The organism is Actinosynnema sp. CA-299493 (assembly GCF_050946825.1).
Taxonomy (GTDB): Bacteria; Actinomycetota; Actinomycetes; order Mycobacteriales; family Pseudonocardiaceae; genus Actinosynnema.
In genome coordinates this window covers 3,571,771-3,594,080 of the sequence record NZ_CP191993.1, presented here as the reverse complement: position 1 = coordinate 3,594,080, position 22,310 = coordinate 3,571,771, and the positions used below count along the sequence as shown (strand labels likewise).

Annotated in this window: 21 protein-coding genes; 16 read left to right on the top strand and 5 right to left on the bottom strand. The window is 72.1% G+C overall.

Features of this window, described 5'->3' with window-relative positions:
* Window positions 1–380: 380 nt before the first annotated feature.
* Together ACQPYE_RS16295 and ACQPYE_RS16290 are read right to left on the bottom strand one after the other, a co-directional pair.
* Window positions 381–1,691: a sensor histidine kinase gene (locus ACQPYE_RS16295; protein ID WP_498722132.1), complete on the bottom strand. Its 1,311-nt coding sequence runs from the start codon at window positions 1,689–1,691 to the stop codon at window positions 381–383.
* The gene (locus tag ACQPYE_RS16290) at window positions 1,688–2,128 is read right to left on the bottom strand and encodes a hypothetical protein (protein ID WP_498722130.1); all 441 of its coding nucleotides are present in this window, start codon (window positions 2,126–2,128) and stop codon (window positions 1,688–1,690) included. Before ACQPYE_RS16290 ends, ACQPYE_RS16295 begins: the two co-directional genes overlap by 4 nt.
* A gap of 375 nt (window positions 2,129–2,503) precedes the next feature.
* Here ACQPYE_RS16290 and ACQPYE_RS16285 point away from each other — a divergent pair, with 375 nt between their 5' ends.
* From ACQPYE_RS16285 to ACQPYE_RS16265, 5 genes are all read left to right on the top strand, one after another.
* Window positions 2,504–3,535, top strand: a complete 1,032-nt coding sequence (locus tag ACQPYE_RS16285) for a LacI family DNA-binding transcriptional regulator (protein ID WP_498722129.1) — start codon at window positions 2,504–2,506, stop codon at window positions 3,533–3,535.
* 84 nt (window positions 3,536–3,619) lie between these two features.
* Window positions 3,620–4,918 (top strand): extracellular solute-binding protein, encoded by a 1,299-nt coding sequence (locus ACQPYE_RS16280; protein WP_498722128.1) that lies wholly within the window; start codon window positions 3,620–3,622, stop codon window positions 4,916–4,918.
* Window positions 4,919–5,071: 153 nt separating this feature from the next.
* Window positions 5,072–5,926, top strand: coding sequence for a carbohydrate ABC transporter permease (locus ACQPYE_RS16275; RefSeq protein WP_498722127.1), 855 nt, complete (start codon window positions 5,072–5,074; stop codon window positions 5,924–5,926).
* A 1-nt stretch (window position 5,927) separates the two neighbouring features.
* Complete coding sequence (locus ACQPYE_RS16270; RefSeq protein WP_498722126.1) at window positions 5,928–6,827, top strand: carbohydrate ABC transporter permease; 900 nt, start codon at window positions 5,928–5,930, stop codon at window positions 6,825–6,827.
* Between the two features lie 23 nt (window positions 6,828–6,850).
* Window positions 6,851–8,281 (top strand): glycoside hydrolase family 32 protein, encoded by a 1,431-nt coding sequence (locus ACQPYE_RS16265; protein WP_498722125.1) that lies wholly within the window; start codon window positions 6,851–6,853, stop codon window positions 8,279–8,281.
* A 57-nt stretch (window positions 8,282–8,338) separates the two neighbouring features.
* Here the strand turns inward: ACQPYE_RS16265 and ACQPYE_RS16260 are convergent, their stop codons facing one another.
* Together ACQPYE_RS16260 and ACQPYE_RS16255 are read right to left on the bottom strand one after the other, a co-directional pair.
* The gene (locus tag ACQPYE_RS16260) at window positions 8,339–9,373 is read right to left on the bottom strand and encodes a LacI family DNA-binding transcriptional regulator (RefSeq protein ID WP_498722124.1); all 1,035 of its coding nucleotides are present in this window, start codon (window positions 9,371–9,373) and stop codon (window positions 8,339–8,341) included.
* Between the two features lie 89 nt (window positions 9,374–9,462).
* The gene (locus ACQPYE_RS16255) at window positions 9,463–12,789 is read right to left on the bottom strand and encodes a glycoside hydrolase family 32 protein (RefSeq protein WP_498722122.1); all 3,327 of its coding nucleotides are present in this window, start codon (window positions 12,787–12,789) and stop codon (window positions 9,463–9,465) included.
* 119 nt (window positions 12,790–12,908) lie between these two features.
* Between ACQPYE_RS16255 and ACQPYE_RS16250 the strand changes: the two genes are divergently transcribed.
* Together ACQPYE_RS16250 and ACQPYE_RS16245 are read left to right on the top strand one after the other, a co-directional pair.
* Window positions 12,909–13,166, top strand: a complete 258-nt coding sequence (locus ACQPYE_RS16250) for a hypothetical protein (RefSeq protein WP_498722121.1) — start codon at window positions 12,909–12,911, stop codon at window positions 13,164–13,166.
* A 144-nt stretch (window positions 13,167–13,310) separates the two neighbouring features.
* On the top strand, window positions 13,311–14,144 hold the full coding sequence (locus ACQPYE_RS16245; RefSeq protein WP_498722119.1) for a hypothetical protein: 834 nt from the start codon (window positions 13,311–13,313) through the stop codon (window positions 14,142–14,144).
* Between the two features lie 46 nt (window positions 14,145–14,190).
* Here ACQPYE_RS16245 and ACQPYE_RS16240 read toward each other — a convergent pair whose 3' ends face one another.
* A complete protein-coding gene (locus ACQPYE_RS16240; protein WP_498722118.1) occupies window positions 14,191–15,081 on the bottom strand; it encodes a helix-turn-helix transcriptional regulator in 891 nt (296 codons plus the stop codon).
* Between the two features lie 150 nt (window positions 15,082–15,231).
* On the opposite strand from ACQPYE_RS16240, the gene ACQPYE_RS16235 reads away from it, so the two are divergent.
* The 9 genes from ACQPYE_RS16235 to ACQPYE_RS16195 all read left to right on the top strand — a co-directional run bounded on the left by ACQPYE_RS16235 (window position 15,232) and on the right by ACQPYE_RS16195 (window position 22,275).
* Entirely contained in the window at window positions 15,232–16,233 is a 1,002-nt protein-coding gene (locus ACQPYE_RS16235; RefSeq protein WP_498722925.1) for an aldo/keto reductase, read from the top strand.
* Window positions 16,230–16,628, top strand: coding sequence for a carboxymuconolactone decarboxylase family protein (locus ACQPYE_RS16230; RefSeq protein ID WP_498722117.1), 399 nt, complete (start codon window positions 16,230–16,232; stop codon window positions 16,626–16,628). Before ACQPYE_RS16235 ends, ACQPYE_RS16230 begins: the two co-directional genes overlap by 4 nt.
* The gene (locus ACQPYE_RS16225; protein ID WP_498722116.1) at window positions 16,625–17,827 is read left to right on the top strand and encodes an MFS transporter; all 1,203 of its coding nucleotides are present in this window, start codon (window positions 16,625–16,627) and stop codon (window positions 17,825–17,827) included. The genes ACQPYE_RS16230 and ACQPYE_RS16225 overlap by 4 nt, the downstream gene beginning before the upstream one ends.
* 211 nt (window positions 17,828–18,038) lie before the next feature.
* On the top strand, window positions 18,039–18,851 hold the full coding sequence (locus ACQPYE_RS16220; protein ID WP_498722114.1) for an AfsA-related hotdog domain-containing protein: 813 nt from the start codon (window positions 18,039–18,041) through the stop codon (window positions 18,849–18,851).
* A 1-nt stretch (window position 18,852) separates the two neighbouring features.
* On the top strand, window positions 18,853–19,524 hold the full coding sequence (locus ACQPYE_RS16215; protein ID WP_498722113.1) for an HAD family hydrolase: 672 nt from the start codon (window positions 18,853–18,855) through the stop codon (window positions 19,522–19,524).
* Window positions 19,521–20,564 carry a 3-oxoacyl-ACP synthase III family protein gene (locus ACQPYE_RS16210; protein ID WP_498722112.1) on the top strand — a complete coding sequence of 348 codons (1,044 nt, stop codon included), beginning with the start codon at window positions 19,521–19,523 and terminating at the stop codon, window positions 20,562–20,564. Before ACQPYE_RS16215 ends, ACQPYE_RS16210 begins: the two co-directional genes overlap by 4 nt.
* 44 nt (window positions 20,565–20,608) lie before the next feature.
* Complete coding sequence (locus ACQPYE_RS16205; RefSeq protein WP_498722111.1) at window positions 20,609–21,226, top strand: hypothetical protein; 618 nt, start codon at window positions 20,609–20,611, stop codon at window positions 21,224–21,226.
* Entirely contained in the window at window positions 21,226–22,056 is an 831-nt protein-coding gene (locus ACQPYE_RS16200) for a hypothetical protein (protein ID WP_498722109.1), read from the top strand. Before ACQPYE_RS16205 ends, ACQPYE_RS16200 begins: the two co-directional genes overlap by 1 nt.
* A 9-nt stretch (window positions 22,057–22,065) precedes the next feature.
* A complete protein-coding gene (locus ACQPYE_RS16195) occupies window positions 22,066–22,275 on the top strand; it encodes a tautomerase family protein (RefSeq protein WP_498722108.1) in 210 nt (69 codons plus the stop codon).
* Window positions 22,276–22,310: the final 35 nt, after the last annotated feature.

Here is a 22,310-nt window from a genome sequence, read left to right as displayed (position 1 = left end):
GCTCCCAGGCAGCATTGCGCAACTGTGCGCAACAGGCAACAACATTCACATTCATGAATGGGCGCGGGCAACGCCATCCACGATCGGCACGCCCACCACAACGAATTCCCCGCATTTCCCCCGGCGCCGGCCACGACCCGCACCGGGGGTTGACTTCGTCACCGACGGCCCCCGACGCCACCACCGATGGCCCGGATGAACCGGCACCTGAGCGGCATCGACACGCTCTTCGTCCCGACCAGTCCCGAGCGGGCGTTCATCTCCTCGACCCTGATCGCGGCGACGACCCGGCGATAACCCCGGTCCGGTCACGCCGACGGCCCGCCGGAAGGCAGGTGACCGCCGGGCGGCACGCGGCCGACGTCAACCGGCCCGGCCGGTCATCGCGGGTGCCCGGGCTCGACGCCCGGCGCGACCTCCTCCTCCGGACGTGTCCGCGCTCCGGTGGTGACGACTCGCCCGCCCCGGCCACGACGTCCACGAGGAGGCCGGACGCCGGGCTCCGACCGCCGGAGGGGCGCCGGGTGGCCCTCCTCCGGGTCGACGGAGTCGGCGAGCGGCAGGACGGCGTTGAGCAGGAACCCGCCGGTGGGCGTCCGGGCGGTGCTCAGGCCACCGCCGAGGGCGGCCAGCCGTTCGCGCAGACCGGCCAGGCCGTGGCCGGTGGACAGCGGACCGCGGTGGGCGGCGCCCGGCCCGCCCCCGTCGCCGACCCGGATCTCGACGCGGGTCGCGGACCAGGTCAGCAGCACCTCCGCGGACGTGCCCGGGCCCGCGTGCTTGGTGACGTTGGTCAGGGCTTCCTGGACCACCCGGTACACCGCGAGGCCCAGGGTCGGCTCGACCGGCCGGGGGTCGCCGGTGACGCGCGACTCGACGTGCAGTCCCGCCGCCCGGAACGAGTCCAGCAAGGCCGGGATGTCGTCCGCGCCGAGCCGCGGCCCGGCCGGCTCCCCCTCGGCGTGCAGGACCTCCAGCATCCGGCGCAGCTCCCCCATCGCGTTCTCGCCCAGGTGCTGGATCGTGTCGAACGCGCGCGCGGCCCGGGTCGGGTCGCGGTCGAGCACCCGTCGACCGCCCGCGGCCTGGAGCACGATCACGGTGACCGCGTGGGAGACCACGTCGTGCAGTTCCCGCGCGATCCGGCCGCGCTCCTCGGTGACCGCTTGGCGCGCCTCCAGCCGGCGCCTCTCCTCCAGCGCCCGCGCGTGCTCCCGGCTGGTCCGGACCCACCGGCCGGTCGCCCACACCGACAGCGGCAACAGGGTCAGGTACGCCGCCGCCGCGATGTCCACGAGGGCGTCTTCGAGCCCGCCGGGGTCCAGGTCGGGGGTGGAGGTGGAGAACGCGTAGAGCAGCGCGCCGGCCAGCGCCACGCCCGCGACCCGCACCCGGCAGCGCTCGGCGACGGTGAACAGGGCGAGGTACACCGCGATCTCGGGACGGAAGTCGAAGCCGCTGACGGACGAGGACAGCGCGGCCACCGCCAGCACCACGACGAACACCGCCACCGGGTGTCGACGCCGCACCACGAGCACGCCGAACACCAGACCCAGGTACGACAGGGCGAACCAGAAGTCCGGTTCCTCCGGCCGCAGCGGGATGTGCGAGTAGAGCACCACGTCCATCGCGCTCGCCGCCAGGGCGAGCGCGACGTCCGCGACCACCGGCGCGAACCGCCTCCACGTCATGAGCAGCGACCGCAGTTGACGATGTTGTGCTTCGCGCACGCCTTGGCGCCCGGCGGTGTCGGCACGACGGAACCCGCGGCTTCGAACGCCGCGCGCACGTCACCGCCGTGGGCGACGATCGCGGCCTCCAGCGCCACCGGCTCGGGCATCACCGCGTTCGGCGCGTGCCGGGACGCCGAGGCGAGGTCGAGGACGGCGAACTCCGCGCCGGCGAGCCGCAGGGCGTTCACCCCGGTCGACGGGATGCGTTCGACCGGGCCTTCGTCGGCCCCGGCGAGCACGACCGTGACGTCGAGGCTGCCGTCCAGCAAGCCGGGCGGCGGGTCGGGCACCACGACCCGGTCCGGTTCGACCAGCCAGCCGGCGGCGACGTGGCCTCCCCCGCTCCGCGCCGTGGCGTTCGCCTCGATGGAAACGGCGACGTGTGCTGCCGTCATGGTTTACCCCCTGGCGAATCCGTGCACATCGGGAATGAGAAAAGCAGCGTGCGGCCGTTCCATCGTCCAACCCCGGACCGACCTTGGGCATCCCCGCATGGGATTACCACGAACGAGTGAATACCCATTCGTGTGATGGTGTGCCGATCACGAAATCCGCCGCAGGGACCGCCGCGGCGCCGGCGTCGCGCCCGTCGACCCGGCGAGGCGAACGACACCGCCCAGTCGTCCGGCAGGACGCCCTCGTCCACCGCCGCCAGGGGCGAGCTCGCGCCTCCGGCGTCGGACACGGGTGCGTAACAGGCCGTTGACAGCCGCTTCATCCTGATGAATCCTTCACCGAACCAAGTGCCCAAACGATTTGGCAGGTGGCGGGTGAAGCGCATCGGGATCAAGGACGTGGCGGCGGCGGCCGGTGTCTCCGCGACCACGGTCTCCCACATCCTCAACGAGGTCGAGGGCAAGCGGATCAACGCCGACACCCGGGCCACCGTGCTCCGCGTGGCCCGTGAGCTGGGGTACCGCCCGAACAGCATGGCGCGCGGGCTGCGAACCAGCCGCACCTACACGGTGGGCTTCGTCGGCGACGAGATCGCCACGACCCCCCACGCGGGGCAGATCATCCAGGGCGCGCAGGACGCGGGCGCCGAACTCGGCCTGCTGCTGCTCATGCTCAACACCGGGGGCGACCCGGAGCTGGAGCGCAAGGCGATCACGCTGCTGGTGCAGCACGGCGTCGACGGCATCCTCTACGCGTCGATGTACCACCGGGTCGTGCAGGTGCCGCACCAGCTGCGCTCGGTGCCCACCGTCCTGGTGGACGCGAGGGCGGACGACCCCGCGGTCCCCTCGGTCGTGCCCGACGAGGAGCAGGGCGGGCTGACGGCCACCCGCGAGCTCCTGGCGCACGGCCACCGCCGGATCGGGTTCCTCACCAACACCGACGACATACCCGCCACGCGGGGCAGGCTCGCCGGGTACCGGGCGGCGTTGGCGGAGCGGGACATCGGGTTCGACCCCGAGCTGGTCGTCGCGGACCGGTCGGACGCGCCCGGCGGCTACCGCGCGGCCCGCGCCCTGCTGGGGTCCGCGCACCGGCCCACGGCCCTGTTCTGCTTCAACGACCGCATGGCGATGGGCGCCTACCGCGCGGCGGGCGAACTGGGCCTCGCCATCCCGGCCGAGGTGTCCGTGATCGGCTTCGACAACCAGGAGCTGATCAGCGAGAACCTCCACCCCGCCCTGACCACCGTCGCCCTGCCCCACTACGAGATGGGCGCGCGGGCGGTGGCACGTCTGCAAGGCCTCATCGACCAGTCGGACACCACCACCGGCCCCGCGCTCCAGGAGGTGCTGCACTGCCCCCTGGTGAGCAGGGACTCGGTCGCCCCGCCGCACCGGTCTTGACCACTGGAACGGCGGAGCGACACGAGTGGGCGGCCGCTTGCACCGGCCGCCCGACGAGAACCAGCCCAGCACGATGGAGGAACCATGAATGCCAAGACCAGACGTCTCGCCGCAGCGAGTCTAGTGGTCGTCGCCGCGACGGCCGCGCTCGCGGGTTGCGGCGGCGACGGCGGCGGCTCGGACGCCCGCGGCGGAGTCCTGAAGCTGTGGACCCACAACGCGGGCAACGCCGCCGAGTACGACGTCGTGGAGAAGGTGGTCGACGACTTCAACGCGAGCCAGACCACGTACGAGGTCGAGATCGAGGCGTTCCCCCAGGGTTCCTACAACGACGCGGTCGTCGCTTCTTCCTCGGCGAAGAAGCTGCCGTGCATCCTCGACGTGGACGGCCCCAACGTGCCGAACTGGGCCTGGGGCGGGTACCTGGCCCCGCTGGAGCTCACGGGTGGCGAAGTCCCCCTGGACGACCAGCTGCCCAGCACCGTGGGCAAGTACCAGGACAAGGTCTACGCCTTCGGCTTCTACGACGTGGCCCTGACCATGTTCGCCCGCAAGTCGGTGCTCGACGAGCACGGCATCCGGGTCCCGACGCCGGACGAGCCGTGGACCCGGGCGGAGTTCTCCTCCGCGCTGGCCGACCTCAAGGCCGGCGGCAAGTTCGAGCACCCGCTGGAGATGGGCACCGGCGGCAGCGGTGAGTGGTGGCCCTACGCGTACTCGCCGCAGTTGCAGAGCTTCGGCGGCGACCTGGTCGACCGCTCCTCCTACAAGACCGCCGAAGGCGCGCTCAACGGCCCCGAGGCGCTCGACTGGGCGAAGTGGTTCCGCTCATTGGTCACCGACGGGCACATGGCCCAGAAGTCGGGGTCCAGCCCCAACGACGACTTCCTCAACGGCAAGTCCGCCATCGAGTGGGACGGCAGCTGGGACGCGGCCAAGAACGTCGAGAAGCTGGGTGACGACCTGCTGATCCTGCCGCCGGTGGACTTCGGCGCGGGGCCCAAGATCGGCGGGGCCTCCTGGCAGTGGGCCATGAGCTCGAACTGCGCGAAGCCCGAGGGCGCGCGCGCGTTCCTGGAGTTCGCCCGCAAGACCGAGTACTTCACCGCGTTCGCCAAGGCGACCGGCACGATCCCCGCGACGGACGCCGCCGCGGCCCAGATCCCCGGCTACGAGCCCGGCGGCCGGTACGAGTCCTTCGTCCGCTCGGCCAGGGACTTCGCGGTGGTGCGCCCCGCGACGCCCGCGTACCCCTACATCGCGTCGGTGTTCGAGAAGACCGCCAAGGACATCGTGGCGGGCGCCGATCCCGACTCCGCGCTGGACGAGGCCGTCAAGCAGATCGACGCCAACCTCGAGCTGAACGACTTCTACGCCGGCTGACGGCTCCGCCTCGCCCGCCCGGTGGAGACCGGTCGTCTTCACCGGGCGCGCCCGCTTCGCCCGGAGGTCTCGTTGACCGCCGCTGTTCCCCTTCTCCCCCGCCTGCGACGCGCCCGCGGCAGCACGCGGAGCACCGCCCGCCTCCGGGAGGGCGTGACCGCGATCGGCATGGCCGGTCCCGCGGTGCTGCTGCTGCTCGTCTTCTTCGTCATCCCGGTCGTCCTGGCGTTCGCCCTGGCCTTCACCAGTGCCCGCCTGATCTCGCCGACCCCCGCCCGCTTCGTGGGGCTGCGCAACTTCGCCATGCTGGCGGAGGACCCGGTCTTCCTCCGCTCGGTGCTCAACACGTTCACCTTCGCGGCCGTCGTGGTGCCCGTCCAGGCGGGTCTCGCCCTCGGCTTGGCCCTCCTGGTCAACGGGCGGTTCCGCGGCACGAACTTCTTCCGCACCGTCTACTTCATCCCGGTGGTCACCTCCATGGTGGTGGTGTCGATCGTGTGGACGTTCCTGTACCAGAAGGACGGCCTGCTCAACAGGATCATCGACGCGGTGACGTTCGGCCTGGTCCAGGGACCGGACTGGTTGAACGACCCATCGACGTCCCTGGCCGCGATCGTGTTCATGTCCGTCTGGCAGGGCGCGGGCTTCCACATGATCATCTGGCTGGCCGGGCTCCAGACCATCCCGACCGAGCTGCACGAGGCCGCCTCCATCGACGGCGTGGGCCGGTGGACGAGGTTCCGGTTCGTGACCTGGCCGGGGTTGCGGGCGACCCGCACCTTCGTGCTGATCACCATCACCATCTCGGCGTTCAGCCTGTTCACGCAGGTCAACGTGATGACCCAGGGCGGGCCGCTGGACTCGACCACCACGCTGGTCCACCAGGCCGTGCGCAGCGGGTACCAGCAGCAGCAGACCGCGTACGCCTCGGCGATCTCGCTGGTGTTCTTCGTGCTGGTGCTGATCGTCTCGCTCGTCCAGCGCCACCTCACCAGGGAGAAGGACTGACATGTCGACCACGTCACCCCGGTCCGCTCCCCCGGCGGCGCCGCGCCGGCTGCCCGGGTACGCCCTGCGGGTCGTGCTCGCGTCGTTCTTCGCGTTCCCCGTGGTGTTCATGCTGGTCTCGTCGTTCAAGCCCGACCAGCAGATCTTCGGCGACCTCGGCAGCCCCCGGGCGTTCCTGCCGGTCGGCAGCCTGTCGCTGGAGAACTACACCGCGGTGTTCGACCGCGTGCCGGCGGTCCGGTTCCTGCTCAACTCGCTCGGCGTCTCGGCGATCACGATCGTGCTCGGCGTCCTGGTCAACAGCCTGGCCGCCTTCGCGCTGTCCAGGATGCGCTGGCCCGGCCGCAAGGTCCTGCTCACCGTCATCATCGCCACGCTGATCGTGCCGTTCGAGACCTTCGCGCTGCCGATGGTGTGGTGGGTGGACAAGCTGCCCTGGTTGGAGCTGAACGGGTTCCGCCTCACCCTCACCGAGGGGTGGCTGGACACCTACCGGGTGCAGATCCTGCCCTTCGTCGCGAACGCGTTCTCGATCTTCCTGTTCCACCAGTACTTCCAGAGCATCCCCAAGGAACTGGACGAGGCCGCGCTGATCGACGGAGCCGGGTGGTTCGGCATCTACCGGCGGATCGTCATGCCGCTGTCGGGCCCGGCGATCGCGACCGTGGTGATCCTGACGTTCCTGCCCGCCTGGAACTCCTACCTGTGGCCGCTCATGGTGGTGCAGGACGAGGAACTCCGCCCGGTGATGGTCGGCATCCAGTACTTCTTCCAGCTCAACGTCTCCTGGGGCCAGATCATGGCGTACTCGTCCATGATCACCGTCCCCGTGCTCGCGCTGTTCCTGGCCTTCCAGCGGTCCTTCATCAACAGCATCGCCTCCAGCGGCGTCAAGGGCTGACCGCTCCGACCTCGAGGACTCCGTTGTCGACTCCCGACCCCCACCTGCCCACGGTCCACCTGAGGCCACCCCGGAACTGGATCAACGACCCCAACGGGCTCGCCTTCCACGACGGCCACTACCACGTGTTCTTCCAGCACAACCCGAACGGCCCCGACCACACCGGCATCCACTGGGGACACCACCGCAGCGCGGACCTCGTCACGTGGGAGGAGCTGCCGGTGGCGCTGGCGCCCACCCCCGGCGGCGACGACGCCGACGGCTGCTTCTCCGGCAACGCGGTCTCCGACGGTGACCGGATGCTGGCGTTCTACTCCGCCTACCGCACCGATCGCTGGTGGCAGCCCATCGCCGCGGCGGAGTCCCGGGACCGCGGGCTCACCTGGCACAAGCACCCCGAGCTGGTGATCCCGACGCCGCCCGAGGGCACGTCGATGTACCGCGACCCCTACGTCTGGCGCCAAGGCGACCGGTGGCGGATGCTCGTCGGCGCCAGCGTCACCGGCGAGCGCGGCGCGGCGCTGCTGTACGAGTCGTCGGACCTCGCGGACTGGCGGTACCTCGGGCCGTTCTTCGCCGACGGAACGGGCGCGGAGGGCTGGACCGGGTGGGAGTGCCCCCAGTACGCCACCTTCGGTGACCGCGGGGTGCTGGTCGTCAGCCTGTGGGACGCGGTCGCGGGCCCCCGCAGCACGCGCGTCTACGTGGGCGACGAGCGGACCGGCCGGTTCGCGTCCACCGGTCACCGGCCCCTCGACCACGGTCCGGACCTGTACGCGCCCGCCCTGCTGCCCGCGCCCGACGGCCGCTGGCTGCTGTGGGGCTGGTCGTGGGAGGCCCGCGACCAGCAGTGGTCGCGCGAGGCGGGCTGGGCGGGCGTCCTCACCGTTCCCCGGGAGCTCTCGCTCGCCGAGGACGGGACGGTGCGCCAGCAACCCGCCACCGAGGTCCTCGGGTACCGCGGGCGCAAGGTCGTGCACGCCACCGGCTGGTCCGCCGCGGCGGATCCCGGTCCGGCCGAACTCGGCGAGGTGGGCACGGCGTTCGACCTCACCGCCCGGCTGCGCCCGCGCTCGGACGAGCCGTGCGGCCTGCGGCTGGAGACCGCCGCCGGCGAACACCTCGACCTCGTCGTCGACCCGGTCGCGGGCGAGCTGGTCGTGGACCGCGACCACGCCTCGCTCGACCCCCGCGCCCGCACGGGGCGCTACCCGGTCCCGCTGTCCGGGCAGCGGAGCCCGGTGGAGCTCAGGGTGATCGTGGACGGCTCGATCGTGGAGGTGTTCCTCGACAGCGGCGAGACGGTGACGCTGCGGTGCTACCCGACCGGGCCCACCCCGTGGCGGCTGCGGGCCTTCGGCGCGCTGGACCACGTGGTCGACGTCTGGGAGCTGACCGCCGGCGGCCTGCCGACCACCGCGGACCAGGAGGGGCTGCGCACCCGCGCGAGCTGACCGCACCGTCGCGCGAGGGCCCGGCCGGGATCATCCCGACCGGGCCCTCGTCGGCGTTCAGGGACGTGGCGCGGCGACCGATCCGCGTGCGCGCAGCGGCATCGCCACCCGGTGCACGGCGGAGGCCTGCGCTTCCCCGTCCAGGACCAGCTCCACCGCGCGGCGTCCCATCTCGTAGTGCGGCAGGGCCAGGGTCGTCAGCGCGGGCCGCAGCCACGAGGCGATGTCCTGGTCGTCGAAGGAGATGACCGAGACGTCCCCGGGAACCGACCGGCCCGCTTCGGCGAGCGCCTGGTAGGCGCCGAAGGAGACGCGGTCGGTCGAGCACACCAGCGCCCGCAGTGGGACGCCCGAGGTGAGCAGCGCCCGGACCTCGCGGTACCCGTCCTCGGCGTTCCACTCGCACTCCACCACCCCGTCGAGCATCGCCCGCTCCGCGCGCAGGACCTCCTGCAGACCGCGCATGCGCTCGATGCCCGCGAAGATGCCCTCCGGGGTGGCGGGCACGGCCTGGTGGCCGCCGATCGCCCAGATCCCCGAGCGGTGGCCGGCGTCGAGCAGCACGCGCCCGGCCGCCCGGCCGGCCTCGATCTCGTCGGGGACCACCGACGGCGCGTCGAAACCCGGCGCCAGGCAGTTGAGCAGGACGACCCGGCGTCCGTGCAGCTCCTTCGGCGGCACGACGTAGCGGGTGAACATGGTCGCCAGGATCACCGCGTCGGCCTGCCGGTCCAGCAGCACGTTGACCACCGCGGACTCGGAGGAACCCGCTCCGCCGGTCTCGGTGATGATCAGCGCGTGGTCGCGCTCGGCCGCCGCCTCCAAGGCGCCGCGGACCACGTCGCCCGCGAACGGGGTCGTGGTGATCCCGTCGGAGACGAAGCCGATGGTCCTGGTGCTCTTGGTGCGCAGGCTGCGGGCGGTCGCGTTGGGACGGTAGCCGAGCGCCTCGGCCGCGTCCCTCACCCTGGCGCGGGCGGCCTCGGAGATCCGCACGCCCTCCCGCCCGGACAGCACGAACGACGCCGTCGTCGGCGACACGCCCGCCGTGCGGGCGACATCGGCCATGGTCACCCGTCGTCCACTCGTCATCGTCACCCCTCGTCCACTCGCCCTGCTGCCCGCGAACAGTACGGGTCCGGCGCCGCGCGGGTGCTCCCGCGCGGCGCCGGACGGGCGGGTCAGCCGGTCATGGCGCCCATGCGCCAGACGGTCATGGACTCGATCACCGCCCCGTCGCCGAACAGCCGCAGCCCGAGGGAGTCGTCGCGGTGCGGGTACGCGCGGGTCGTGATCGACTTGTGCGAGTTGGCGAACGCCTCGACCGACGACCGGTCGACGAAGACGTCGAGCGTGACCTTGCCGCCCTCCAGCGCCAGCGGTCCGCTGTGGACGCCGAGGTCGGCCTCCAGGCTGGACCGGTTGCCCGAGCGCGTCCGGTCCACGCCGAACTGGCCGCTGCCGACGTCGTGGAACAGCCGGGTGCGCTCCTCGTCGCCGGGGCTGCGCAGCACGTCCAGGCCGAAGCGCTGGGCCGGGCCGGGTTTCACGGTCAGCCGGACGTGCAGCATGTCGCCCTTGACCCCGGCCAACTGGTTGTTGACGGCGTCGATGCCCGCCGGGGTCTTCACGTCCAGCAGCGGCGCGCCGGCGTGCAGGGCGGACACCTCGCGGACCGGGTTGATCCCGAGGTCGCCGTCGGGACGCACGCCCAACTCCACCGGCAGGCCCGCGTTGTGCGCCCAGCCCGAGTCGTGGTGCGCCTGCTCGGTGCGGCGGTCCTGCGCGATGCTGAACAGCAGGGACCGACCGTCCGGGCCCACCGTGCCGCTGGGTCCGGTGAAGTGCTCGCCGTAGTCGAACAGCTTCGGCGTGGTGGTGTCGGGGGTCCAGCGGCGGGCGTCCGCGTCCCAGTTGCCGACCCAGTAGAAGGTGTTCTTGCTGCTGTGCGGGCTCGCGCTGGTGAACGCCGGGTTGACCACGAGGGCGTGCTTCTGCCGTCCGGAGGCGTCCTTGCCCAGCGGCAGCAGCACCGGCAGCTCCCAGACCTGACCGGTCTTGGGGTGGGCGACGACGTCACCGGTCATGAGCGGGCCGGCGTAGGCCCAGTCGGTGAGGTTGGTCGAGGTGTACAGCAGCGCGGTTCCGCCGACGTCGGCGCCGCCGGTGGTCTGCACGCCCGAGCCGACCAGCTGGAACCAGGTGTTGCCCTCCTGCCACACGTGCGGGTCGCGGAACTCGCCGAACCGGACCTTGCGACCGGCGCCGACGTCGAGGTCGGCCCGCTGCTCGGTGACCAGGCGCGGTTCCATCCGCCACCGCACGAGGTCGGGGTCGTCCGGGTCGACCGGGCGGGCGATGCCGGTGGCCTGGTTGGGGCGCTTGGAGTCGTCGCCCGCGGTCATGAACAGCACCGGGTCGCCGTTCTGGTCGAGGGTCGCGCCACCGGACCACACGCCGTCCGGGGCGACGCTGCCCGCGGTCGGCGCCAAGGCGACCGGCAGGTCGCGCCAGTGCACGAGGTCCTTGCTGACCGCGTGGCCCCAGCTGATGTTGTGCCAGTACGGGCCGTGCACGTTGTGCTGGTAGAACAGGTGGTACTGCCCGTTGGCGAAGATCGGGGCGTGCGGCTCGTTCATCCAGTGGTTGGGCGCGGTGAAGTGGTACCCGGGGCGGTACTTGTCCCCGTTGTAGCGCGCGCGGTCCTGCACGATGTCGGCGGCCGGGATCGTCCCGCCGGCGAACGTGGCCAGGGCCGCGGCGTGGTCGGCGGCGACCTCGGCGGGGCTCAGCGCCTTGCGGTGCAGCTTCACCTCGTCGACGAGCCCGCTGAACATGTTCACCGCGAACGTGCCGTTGATGATCACCGGCTGGTTGTGCTTGCCGATCAGCAGCGGCACACCGGCCTGCTGGAGCCGGGCGCCGGTCGGGATGGCGGCCTCGGCCACCTGCGCGCCGTCGAGGTAGAGCCGCACCCGACCCCGGGCCGGGTCGAACGTGCCCACCAGGTGCGCCCACGCGCCGGTGCGCAACGCGGCCGACGCGGGGGTGGCCACCTCGCGCCAGGCGTCACCCGTGCCGATGCCGAACTTCACGGCGCCGTGCCGTCCCACGCCCAGGGAGAAGCCCCGGTTCGCGGTCTGCTCCTGCTGGTTGACGATCGCGGAGACCTTGCCCTCGTCGCCCCACTCGAAGCCCTGCGGCGCGACCCACGCCTCCACCGTCAGGGCGTCCTGCGCCAACTGCACCGCCCCGGCGTCGCGGCTGACCCAGGTCGAGTAGCCGTCGAACAGCAGTGCCTTGGACAGCACGCCCTTGCCGTCGTTCGCGGGCTGCCACAGCGGATCGCTCTTGGGCTTGTAGACCGCCTGGTTGAACACGTAGCTGATCGGGTCGGCCTGGCCGCTGACCCGTTCGACGGTCGAGGCGCCCGATCCCTCGCGGAAGTCCCAGTGGGCCGCGGTGGAGCCGACGGGTTGGTCGAGCCCGATGCGGACGTCGTCGAAGTTCAGGTGGCCGAAACCGGCGGTGGACTGGTCGACCAGCTTGATCCGCAACTGCTGGCCCAGGCGGTCGCGGACGTCCCAGGTGACCCTGCGGTAGGCCTCGCCGTCGGCTCCGGTCGCCTTGTGCAGCACCGTGCCGTCGGCCGTCGTCAGCGCCGCGTACAGGGCGGCCTCGTCCCGGCCGCCGCCGACCAGCACGCTGACCACGCCGGTGCCGGTCAGCGTGAACGGGTCGGAGGTGAGCGTGCCGGTGGCCGCGTCACCACCGCTCTTGAAACCCCACAGGTGGTAGGCGCCCTGCTGGTTGAAGCAACAACCCCAGCCCCAGCTCGTGTCGGTGGTCAACGCGGTGGCGAACGCCTGCCCCTGCGCCGTCCACCCGGCCAGGTTCCCCGACTCGAACCCGGTGTTGGCGACGCCGCCGCCGGCCGGCTGGTCCAGCCCGACGCGGACGTCGTCGAGGTTGATGTGCCCCCAGCCGCCGGTGGCCTGGTCGACCAGCTTGATCCGCAGCTGCTGGCCGAGCCGGTCGCGGACGTCCCAGGTGACCCTGCGGTACGCCTCGTCGTCCGTGCCGGTCGCTTTCTGGATGACCGTGCCGTCGGCCGTGGTAAGCGCCGCGTACAGGGTGTTCTCGTTGCGACCGCCGCTGATCAGGACGCTGACCACGCCGGTGCCGGTCAACGTGAACGGGTCGGAGGTGAGCGTGCCGGTGGCCGCGTCACCACCGCTCTTGAAACCCCACAGGTGGTAGGTCCCCTGCTGGTTGAAGCAACAACCCCAGCCCCAGCCGGGTTCGGAGGACACGGCGTTCGAGAACGCCTGTCCCTGTGCCGTCCACCCGGTCAGGTTCCCCGACTCGAACCCGGCGTTGGTGAGCACCCCGGGCTCCGCGGCGGCTGCCTGGGACGCGAGCGGTGGACCGAGCGACGTGGCCGCTATCAGGGCGACCAGCAGGAGCCTGGCGTGACGCACCAGGCCGCCGGCGGCATGACGTGCCATGTGACGCCTCCTCGACGTTGAGGTGATAAATCGAAACCTTGTGAGCGCCGATGCTGGAGGTAGGCGGTTGAGGTAAACAAGGTGGTAACGAGGCAACTTTACCGTTTCGTTACACCCAAGTGTCCCTTGTTCGCCTTGATAATTCGATTTACCATCAGCCCGCGTTACCGGCCCCACCGCACCGCTTTTCCGAGCAGGAACGCAGGGCAGCCCACCCCAACGGCAACTCGTGGGGCGACATCTCGTGGGGCCACGCGGTCAGCCGCGACCTCGCGCACTGGCAGGAACTTCCCGTCGCGATCGGCCACGACGACAACGAGATGGTGGCCCGGATCGACCGCCTCCCGGTCCACGACATGGGCGCCTACCGACGCTGACCGCGCGGTGGCGGGGCACCCGTCGGCACCGTCGGCGAACCGGAGGTCGGTGCGGCGTACGGGTGGTTTCCGGGTGCGTCCCGGGATGCGGCTAACGGGCCGGCGTCGCGCGTCGATTCCGGAAGCGACCCGAGGGGGACCACCGTGACGACGCCCGTCATCCCACGCACCACCGCCGGACCCCTGCGCTACTTACCGCTGCTGGTGCCCGGACTGCTGTTCCTCGTGGCGCTGGCCATCGCGCCGGTCTCCCCGGCCCGCGCCACCGACGGCCTGTACAAGATCACCACCGCGCAGTTCTCCATCAGCCACCACGACATCGACTGCGTGAAGGACGCCGGACGGGTGGCCACCTGCACCACCACCGTCGACGGGAAGGTGCTCGGCGTCCGGCTGGACACCGCCCCCACCAGGGTGCTGTCGTGCACGGCGACCTACGACTCGCGGGACACCGCCTGCACCCGCTCCTTCGACTACGGCCCCGGCTCGCACCGGGTGCACCTGGAGTCGCTGGTCGTCCCGGAAACCGCCGCCGCGGACATCCGCGCCGAGTACCCGTGGTGGTCGTGGCTCTTCGACGGCCCGTGGTTCCTGTTCGCCCTCGGCCTGCTCGCGGCCACGACGATCGCGGCGGGCGTGCTGGCGTGGACCTGGTCCCGCGAGCCCCGCCCGGCCGTGAAGCACCGGGCGACGAGGACGGTGGTGACGTTCATCGTCTACTGGACGTTCTACTTCCCGGTCACGCTGGTCGTGGCGCCGTGGGACCCGGCGAGCCTCTCCTACCACGTCCTGCTCATCCCGCACTCGGTGCTGTTCCCCGCCCTGCTCGCGCTCGGGTGGCAACTCGCGGTCAGCGGAAAGATCACCGGGGCGACCCGCCAACGGGTCGGACTCGCCGCGGCGAGCGCCGTGACGACCCTCGTGTGCGGCTCGATGATGGTGCTGCTGCTGGCCATGGCGTCCGGGATGCCCGACTGAGAGCCGTGATCACCGGCCCGCACCGCCGGTGCCGCGCGTCAGGAGGTCAGAGCTGGTCGGAGTGCCAGTGGGAGCGCGGCCGGTCGGTGGCGGACGGGTCGGGTTCCGGGTTCATCAGGTTGAGCAGCATCATCGAGTCGTGGTCGACGGTGCCGGCCGGCGCCTGGTAGACCACCACGCGCTGGTGGTCGGTGAGCACGTCCAGCACCTCGTAGGTCAGGGTCATCCGGCCCACGCCGGGGTGGTCGAGCACCTTGCGGCCGGTCGACAGGCTGCGCACGTCGTGCTGGTGCCACAGACTGGAGAACTGCTCGCTCTTGGCGCTCAGCTCCTCGACCAGCGCCTTGAGCGCCGGGTCGCCGGGCAGGACGCCTTCCATGGCGTGCAGGTGGGCCACGGCGTTGCGCGCGATCGTGTCCCAGTCGACGAACAGCGTTCGCGCGGTCGGGTGCAGGAAGATGTAGCGGATGGTGTTGCGGCGGGCGGGCGGCCACGAGTCCAGTCCGGCCAGCAGCGCGAGACCGGCGGCGTTCGCGGCCAGCATGTCGTTGCAGCGGTTGAGCACGTACGCCGGTGACGGGGACACGGTGTCCAGCAGCTGCCGCACGGCCGGGCGCACCCGGCGGGTCGTCGCCGGCGCGGGCGCGGTGCGCTTCCCGGAGTGCGCGGCCAGCCGGAACAGGTGGTCGCGCTCCTCGCCCTCCAGCAGCAGGGTCGAGGCCAGCGACTCCAGCACCGCGATGCTGGGGTTGCGCTCCCGCCCCTGCTCCAACCGGGTGTAGTAGTCGACGCTGACACCGGCCGAGGCGGCGACCTCCTCGCGCCGCAGGCCCTGCGTGCGCCGGAGGGTGTGCCCGTCGGTCAACCCGATGTCGGCCGGCCGGACCTTGGCCCGCCGCGACCGCAGGAACGTGCTGAGATCCGTCTGCTGGGCCATGCGCCCATGGTCCCACGGGTGCGGCCGGTCAGCCTGGCAGTGGCGCACCCAGGCACCGGACTCCCAGGGTGGAACGCGTCCTGCCGGTGCGGCTCCGGACGCCGCACGATCGACACCGTGACCGAAACGAACACACACCCCGAGACCGGGCTGCCGGTGCGCGAGCTGGGCAACCGCCCGGTCGGCGCGTTCGGGCTGGGCTGCATGGGCATGAGCGAGTTCTACGGCAGCCGGGACGACGCCCGGTCGGTCGAGGTCGTGCACGCCGCGCTGGACGCCGGCGTGACCGTGCTGGACACGGCCGACATGTACGGCGACGGCCACAACGAGGAGTTGGTCGGCCGCGCGGTGCGCGACCGGCGCGACGACGCGTTCGTGGCCACCAAGTTCGGCATCCGCCGCGACGGGGGCCGCCGTTGGCACGACTCCAGCCCGGAGTACGCCCGGACCGCGTGCGACGCGAGCCTGCGCCGGCTCGGGATCGACACGATCGACCTCTACTACGTCCACCGGCTCGACCCGGCCACGCCGGTCGAGGACACCGTGGGCGCGCTGGCCGAGTTGGTGCGCGCCGGCAAGGTCCGGCACATCGGGCTCTCCGAGGTGAGCGCGGCGACGCTGCGCCGCGCGCACGCCGTGCACCCGATCGCCGCGGTGCAGAGCGAGTTGTCCCTGTGGACGCGCGACGTGATCGCCGACGGCGTGCTGGCCGCCACCCGCGAGTCGGGCGCCGCCCTCGTGGCGTACTCACCGCTGGGACGGGGTTTCCTCACCGGCGCGCTGCGCGACCGCGACGGCCTGGCCGAGGACGACTTCCGGCGGGTCAACCCCCGGTTCACCGACGCGAACCTGGCGGCCAACCTGCCGCTGCTGACCGCGGTGACCGCGGTGGCGGAGCGGCACGGCGCCACACCCGCGCAGGTCGCGCTGGCGTGGGTGCTCGCGCAGGGCGAGCACGTGATCCCGATCCCGGGCACCAAGCGGCTCGAGTACCTGCGGGAGAACCTGGCGGCGGCGGCGATCTCGCTGAGCGCCCTCGACGTGGCCGCGCTCGACGCGGCCTTCGCGCCGGACCGGGTGCACGGCGACCGCTACCCGGCGGCCACCATGCCGAACACCGCCGACCCCGACGCCCTCGGGGCGCGGGCATGAGCGACCGGGACGCCGTCGGCCGGCGGGTCATGGGTGTGCTGGGCATCGACCCGGACGCGGTGATCGCCTCGGTCGCCTCGCTCGACGAGCGGTTCGGCCACACGATCGTGGAATTCGCGTTCGGCGAGGTCGTCGGCCGCCCCGAGCTGGACCTGCGCACCCGGCAGCTGGTGACCCTGGCCCTGCTGGCCGCGCAGGGCGGGTGCGAGCCGCAGCTCGACACCCACATCCCGGCGACGCTCCGGGCCGGCGCCACCCGCGAGGAGATCGTCGCGTTGTTCGTCCACCTCAGCCCCTACGTCGGCATCCCGCGGTCGTTGAACGCCCTCTACCGGGCCGAACAGCTGTTCGCCGACGCCGACGCGGCCATCCCGGAGCAGGAGCGCACCCCGTGACCACCACATCGCAGCCCACCGCCGCGCCGCCCACCGACGCCGAACCCCGGTCGTGGCCCGCCGTGTGGGTGCTCGGTCTGGGCACCTTCCTGTTCGTCACCACCGAACTGCTGCCGATCGGGCTGCTGCCGTCCATCGGCGCCGGCGTGGGCGTGCCCATCGGCGTCGCCGGGCTGGTGGTGTCGGTCTACGGCGGCATCGCCGCGGTGACCGCCGCACCGCTGACGTCCCTGGTCCGCAGGATGGACCGCCGCCGCCTGCTGGTGGGCCTGCTCGGCCTGCTGGTGCTGGGCAACCTCGTGTCCGCCGTGGCGCCCAACTACGCGGTGCTGATGCTGGGCCGGGTGCTGATCGCCTTCGCGCACGGCGTGTTCTGGTCGACCACGCCCGCCGTCGGCACGCGCCTGGTGGACCGCGCCAGCGCGGTGCGGGCCCTGTCCGTGGTGCTGGGCGGCATCTCCGTGGCGTCGGTGGTGGGTGTGCCGCTGGGCACCGCCATCGGGCAGGTGGCCGACTGGCGGGTGGCGTTCCTGGCGGCGGCCGGCCTCGGTCTGCTCGTCATGCTCGCGGTGCTGGTGCTGCTGCCGTCGATGCCCGCCCGCAACGGCGGGAGCCTCGCGGCCATCCCGGCGCTGCTGCGCAACGGCCCGTTCCTGGTGGCGATCGGCGTGGCGGCGTTGACCATGATCGGCCACTACCTGGCCTACACGTACGTGACGCCGTACCTCCAGGAGGTGGTGGGCATCTCGCCGGGCCTGGTCAGCGTGCTGCTGCTGGTGTTCGGCGCGGCGGGGATCGCCGGGAACTTCCTGGCGAGCGGCGCCGTGGCCCGAGGGCTGCGCCGGGCGCTGCTGGGCGGCGTGGGCCTGCTCGCGGCGTCACTGCTGGTGCTGTCGCTGACAGGGGCGGATTCCGCGGTGGCGGCCGTCGTCCTGCTCGTCACCTGGGGCCTGTCGTACGCGGCGCTGCCGGTCTGCCTTCAGACCTGGGTGCTGCGCTCGGCGCCCGAGGCCACCGACGCGGCGTCCTCGTTGTACGTGGCGGTGTTCAACGGCGCCATCGCGCTCGGCGCGCTCGGCGGCGGACTCGCCGTGCACTCCTCCGGAGTTCGTTCGGTCACGTGGATCGGCGCGATCCTCGTCGGCGCGGCGCTGATCGTGGTACTCGTCACCCGAAAAGCGCACCGAACCGCGGAATAGCTCGACTATTCGCCCGGTAAGCGAATATATCCGATTTGTGGCCAACCGCCGGCGCGTGCATCATGGTGAGGTCCGGAGATCCCGACGGGGACAGTTCCCCCGAATCGGGTCCGGCTCGGATCGGTGCCGCGTCGGCCCGCCGCCTGAATCAACCGACATTCGTCGCGAAGCATTGCCGACAATCAACGCAGCACCCAAGGGGAAACTTCTGATGTCCAGCGCGAACACCGCTGTCAACTTATCCGGGCACCGCGCCGCGGAGGCCGACCGGGACCCGACGGACAACGTCGTCTGCCTGGTCGGCGACAGGTTCACCGGCATGGGGGCGGTGCCCGGGGTGCACACCCTGAGCCGACTGGTCGGCGACCTGCGGCGCGGTGCGCCGGTGCCCGACGCGATCGTCGTCGGGCAGGGCCTCGGCAGCTACGAGCTCGACTACCTGCACGCCGCGCTCGCCCTCCGGGAGGACACCCGGGGCGTGCCCGTGGTGGCCGCCGCCGGCACGCCGGTGGCCAGGTCGCTGGTGCACAAGCACCGGGAGCAGAACGTCCTGCTGTCCGACCTGCGCGCCCTGCCCGACGGACGGCGGCAGGCGGGCCTGGTGGTGCACGGCGAGAACGAGCTGCTGCTCGACCACCAGACCGGGCAGCACGTGCAGGGCATGATCGTCACCGAGGCGATGCGCCAGATGTTCATCGCGGTCTTCGAGGCCGAGCACGGCGTCCACCACCCGGACCGCCACTACTACGTGGTGTGGAACTCGATGTCGGTCACCTTCGAGTCCTTCCTGTTCCCGCTGCCCGCCGAGATCACCTGCGAGATCATCGGGTCCGACGTCTCCGATCCCGAGCGGATGACGTTCCAGGTGACCATGGGGATCACCCAGGCCGGTATTTCCGCGGCGCGCGCGGACATTTCTTTCGCGGCGTTCGACGACCACCGCATCAAGCGGTCGGAACTGCGCCGGGCGACCTCCGCGGTGCAGGCTCTGGTGGCGGACAGCGCGACCGGGAAGGTGTGGTGATATGACCCGGGTCGGCGCGTTCTTCGACATCGACGAAACACTGATCACCGGTAAGAGCATGTTCGACTTCCTGCGGTTCCACCTGGCCGACGAGCGCACCCCCCGGGTGGGCCAGGCGGCGCGGTTCGCGGAGTGGGAGCGTCTCGTGGGCGCGGGCGGCGTGTCCCGGCACACCGCCAACCAGGAGTACTACCGGATCTACCGCGACGTGCCGGCCGACCTGGTGCGGCGGCAGGGGCTGGAGTGGTTCGCCCGCAGCCGCCGGAGCACGGGCTTCGTCAAGCCGCAGGTGGTCGCCGCGCTGGTGCGGCACCGTCTCGCCGGCCACCGCGTGGTCCTGGTCAGCGGCTCGTTCCCGGCGTGCACGCAGCCGCTGGCGGAGGCCCTGGGCGCGCACCACGTGCTGTGCACCGTGCCCGCCACCGGTCCCGACGGCCTGCTCACCGGCGAGGTCGACCGGTCGGTCATCGGCCCGGTCAAGTCGCAGGCCGTGCGCGAGCTGGCCCGGCGGGAGGGCATCTCGCTGCCGCTGAGCTTCGGCTACGGCGACCACGCCAGCGACCTGCCGCTGCTGCTGGAGGTCGGGCACCCGGTCGCCGTGGGCGTCGACCCCGAGCTCGGCAGGCACGCCGACCGCAACCGGTGGCTGCGACTGGAAGGGGTGGCGGCGTGAAGGACGACTGCTTCTGCGGGTGTGCCCTGGCCGAACCGGTCGGCGTCCCGTTCCACCGGAAGTCGGCGCGGGCCACCGGGATCGGTGTCCTGGGCTGCGGCAGCTACCTGCCCGACCAGGAGGTCGGCAACGACGTCGTGGCCGTCGAGGTGGGGGTGGAGGAGTCCTGGATCGAGCGCAAGACCGGGATCCGGACCCGCCGCCGCGCCGCGCCGTGGCAGGCCGCCTCCGACCTCGCGGCGCCGGCCGCCGAGGAGGCGTTGAGCCGGGCCGGGTTGACCGCCGCGGACCTGTCGGTGATCGTCGTCGCCACGTCGACGCCCGACTCGCCGCAGCCGGCGACCGCCTGCGTGCTCCAGGACAAGATCGGCGCCGTCGGCGCGGCCGCGTTCGACGTGAACGCGGTGTGCAGCGGGTTCGTGTTCGCGCTGGAGACCGCGCGCCGGCTGATCTCCGACGGCGGGCACGCCCTCGTGGTCGGCGTGGACGTCTACTCCCGCATCCTGGACCCGACCGACCGCCGCACCGCCGTCCTGTTCGGCGACGGCGCGGGTGCGGTCGTGCTCGGGCCGACGCCCGCCGGCCGCGGCATCGTGGCCTCCTCGCTGGCGAGCTTCGGCCAGCACGCCGGGATGATCCGGGTGCCGGCCGGCGGCAGCCGCATCCCGACGTCCAAGGAGTCCCTCGCGGCGGGCGAGCACTACTTCGCCATGGACGGCCGCGGCGTCCGGGAGTTCGTCGACCGGGAGGTCCCGGCGGCCGTGCGGACCTTCCTGGCCGAGGCCGGGTGCCGTGAGGACGCCGTCCGGCACTTCGTCCCCCACCAGGCCAACGGCCGCATGCTCGCCGAGCTGGAGACCAGGCTGGCCCTCCCGGCGGCCCGGGCGCACTACACGGTCGAGCGCTACGGCAACACCGGCGCCGCCTCGGTGCCCATCACCCTGGCCGACGCGCAGCACCGGTTCGACGAGGGCGACCTGGTCGTGCTCGCCGCGTTCGGCGGCGGCATGTCGATGGGCCTGTCCCTCATCCGCTGGTGACCCACCGGCGGTCGCACCACCACCCCACTGAGAGAGGAACTGCCATGCCCGCGATCACCTTGCTGGTCACCGAGGTCGACACCGCACCGGGCGCGCTCGACAGCGCGGCCAAGGAATGGGCTCGGCTGCGCGCCGACTCCGGCTCGGGCAGCGTGCTGTACCGGGCACTGGCCGGCGACACGCTGATGGAGCTGACCCCGCTGGACGGCCTGGCCGGCCTCGCCGCCGAGGTGGAGCTGTTCGACCGGCAGTTCGCCGAGCTGGCGCCCCACGTGGTCGGCGACTTCCGCCGCCAGGTGCTCCGGTTCGTCGAGGCCCCGAAGTCCACGGACGCCGCCGTGCCCACGACGCGCTACGTGCAGCTGCGGCACATCGAGGTGCCGCCCGCCGTGTTCGCCGACTACCGCCGGTGGCGGGAGAGCACGATCTTCGACGTCGTGCGCCACGCCGCCGAGGTCGAGGTGTTCCTCGCCTACCACTCGCTGCTGAGCACCGAGCCGGGCGTGATGTTCGTGTCCGGTTTCGACACCACGCCCGAGCGGTACGGCGCGGTGTTCACCAGTCCCCGGTACCAGGAGATCGTGCGCCAGGCCGGCGCCGACTACATCGCCGGCGGGGAGCGCGGCCTCTACACCACGATCTACGAGCGCGTGGAGGCGTGATGACGACGGTCGCGCTGAGCGTCACCACGCAGGGGCCGCTCTACCCGCCCAGCGAGATCATGAACGCGGACGGCGACTTCGTCGTGGTGGGCCGGGTGAACCGGGCGACCGCGGCCGGCGGCGTGACCTCGCCGTGGGAGTCGGTCCTGGTGAGCGCGGACAGCCCGGTGCCGGAGTTCGGCCGGCACCTGCCGCACGCCGTCGTGCGCCCGCTCACCCGGGACGACGACGACATGGTGCTGCACACCCTGCCGGTGCCGCTGCCGTGCAACAACTACCCGATGACGTTCGCGCCGGACCAGCCGCCCGGCGCCCGGGACGTGCCGAGCTACCCGCTGCACCGGGTGCCGATCCCCGACCTGCGGGCCGAGGACGGACCCAAGATCACCGAGCCGATCACCCTCGGGCAGTGGCTGCGGGCGCGGGGCGAGGTGACCGTGCGCGTGTCGCCGGACCGCGGCCGGGCGGACTTCGACTTCGACTTCGCCGACCTGGTCCCGAACAGCCTGTACACGGTGATGTCGCTGCGCGAGCGGGACCTGGACCCGGCGGGACCGACCAGGCCCGGACCGCTCGGCGTGCCGAACGTCTTCACCACCGACCGGCGCGGCGCGGCCCGCTACTCGGCGACCCTGCCCGACCCGTTCCCGGCGCACGACCGCCCGGGGCGCAACCGGGTCGTGAACGTCATCGTGCTGTGGATGAGCTACCAGCGCAGCTACGGCGGCGCCATCGGGCAGTTCGGCCTGGGCGGGGACGTCCACGCCCAGCTGAAGCTGACCGCGCCGGGGTTCCACGAGCACACGACCGTCGACACCACCCAGATCTGAGGAGGACCCATGCCCATCGTGTCGGTGACCACCTGGCCCGGTTCGGACGACCAGACGCGCAGGTTGGTGGAGGAGTTGACCAAGACGGTGCGCGAGGTGACGGGCGCGCCGATGGACAAGATCACCGTCTACGTCCAGGAGGTCCCGCGCGAGCGCTGGGCCGAGGGCGGTGTGCTGGGCGCCGACCCGGACTTCGCCACGCTGAGCCGCCGCACGTGACCACCGGTGGGCCGTCACCGCGACGGCCCACCGGT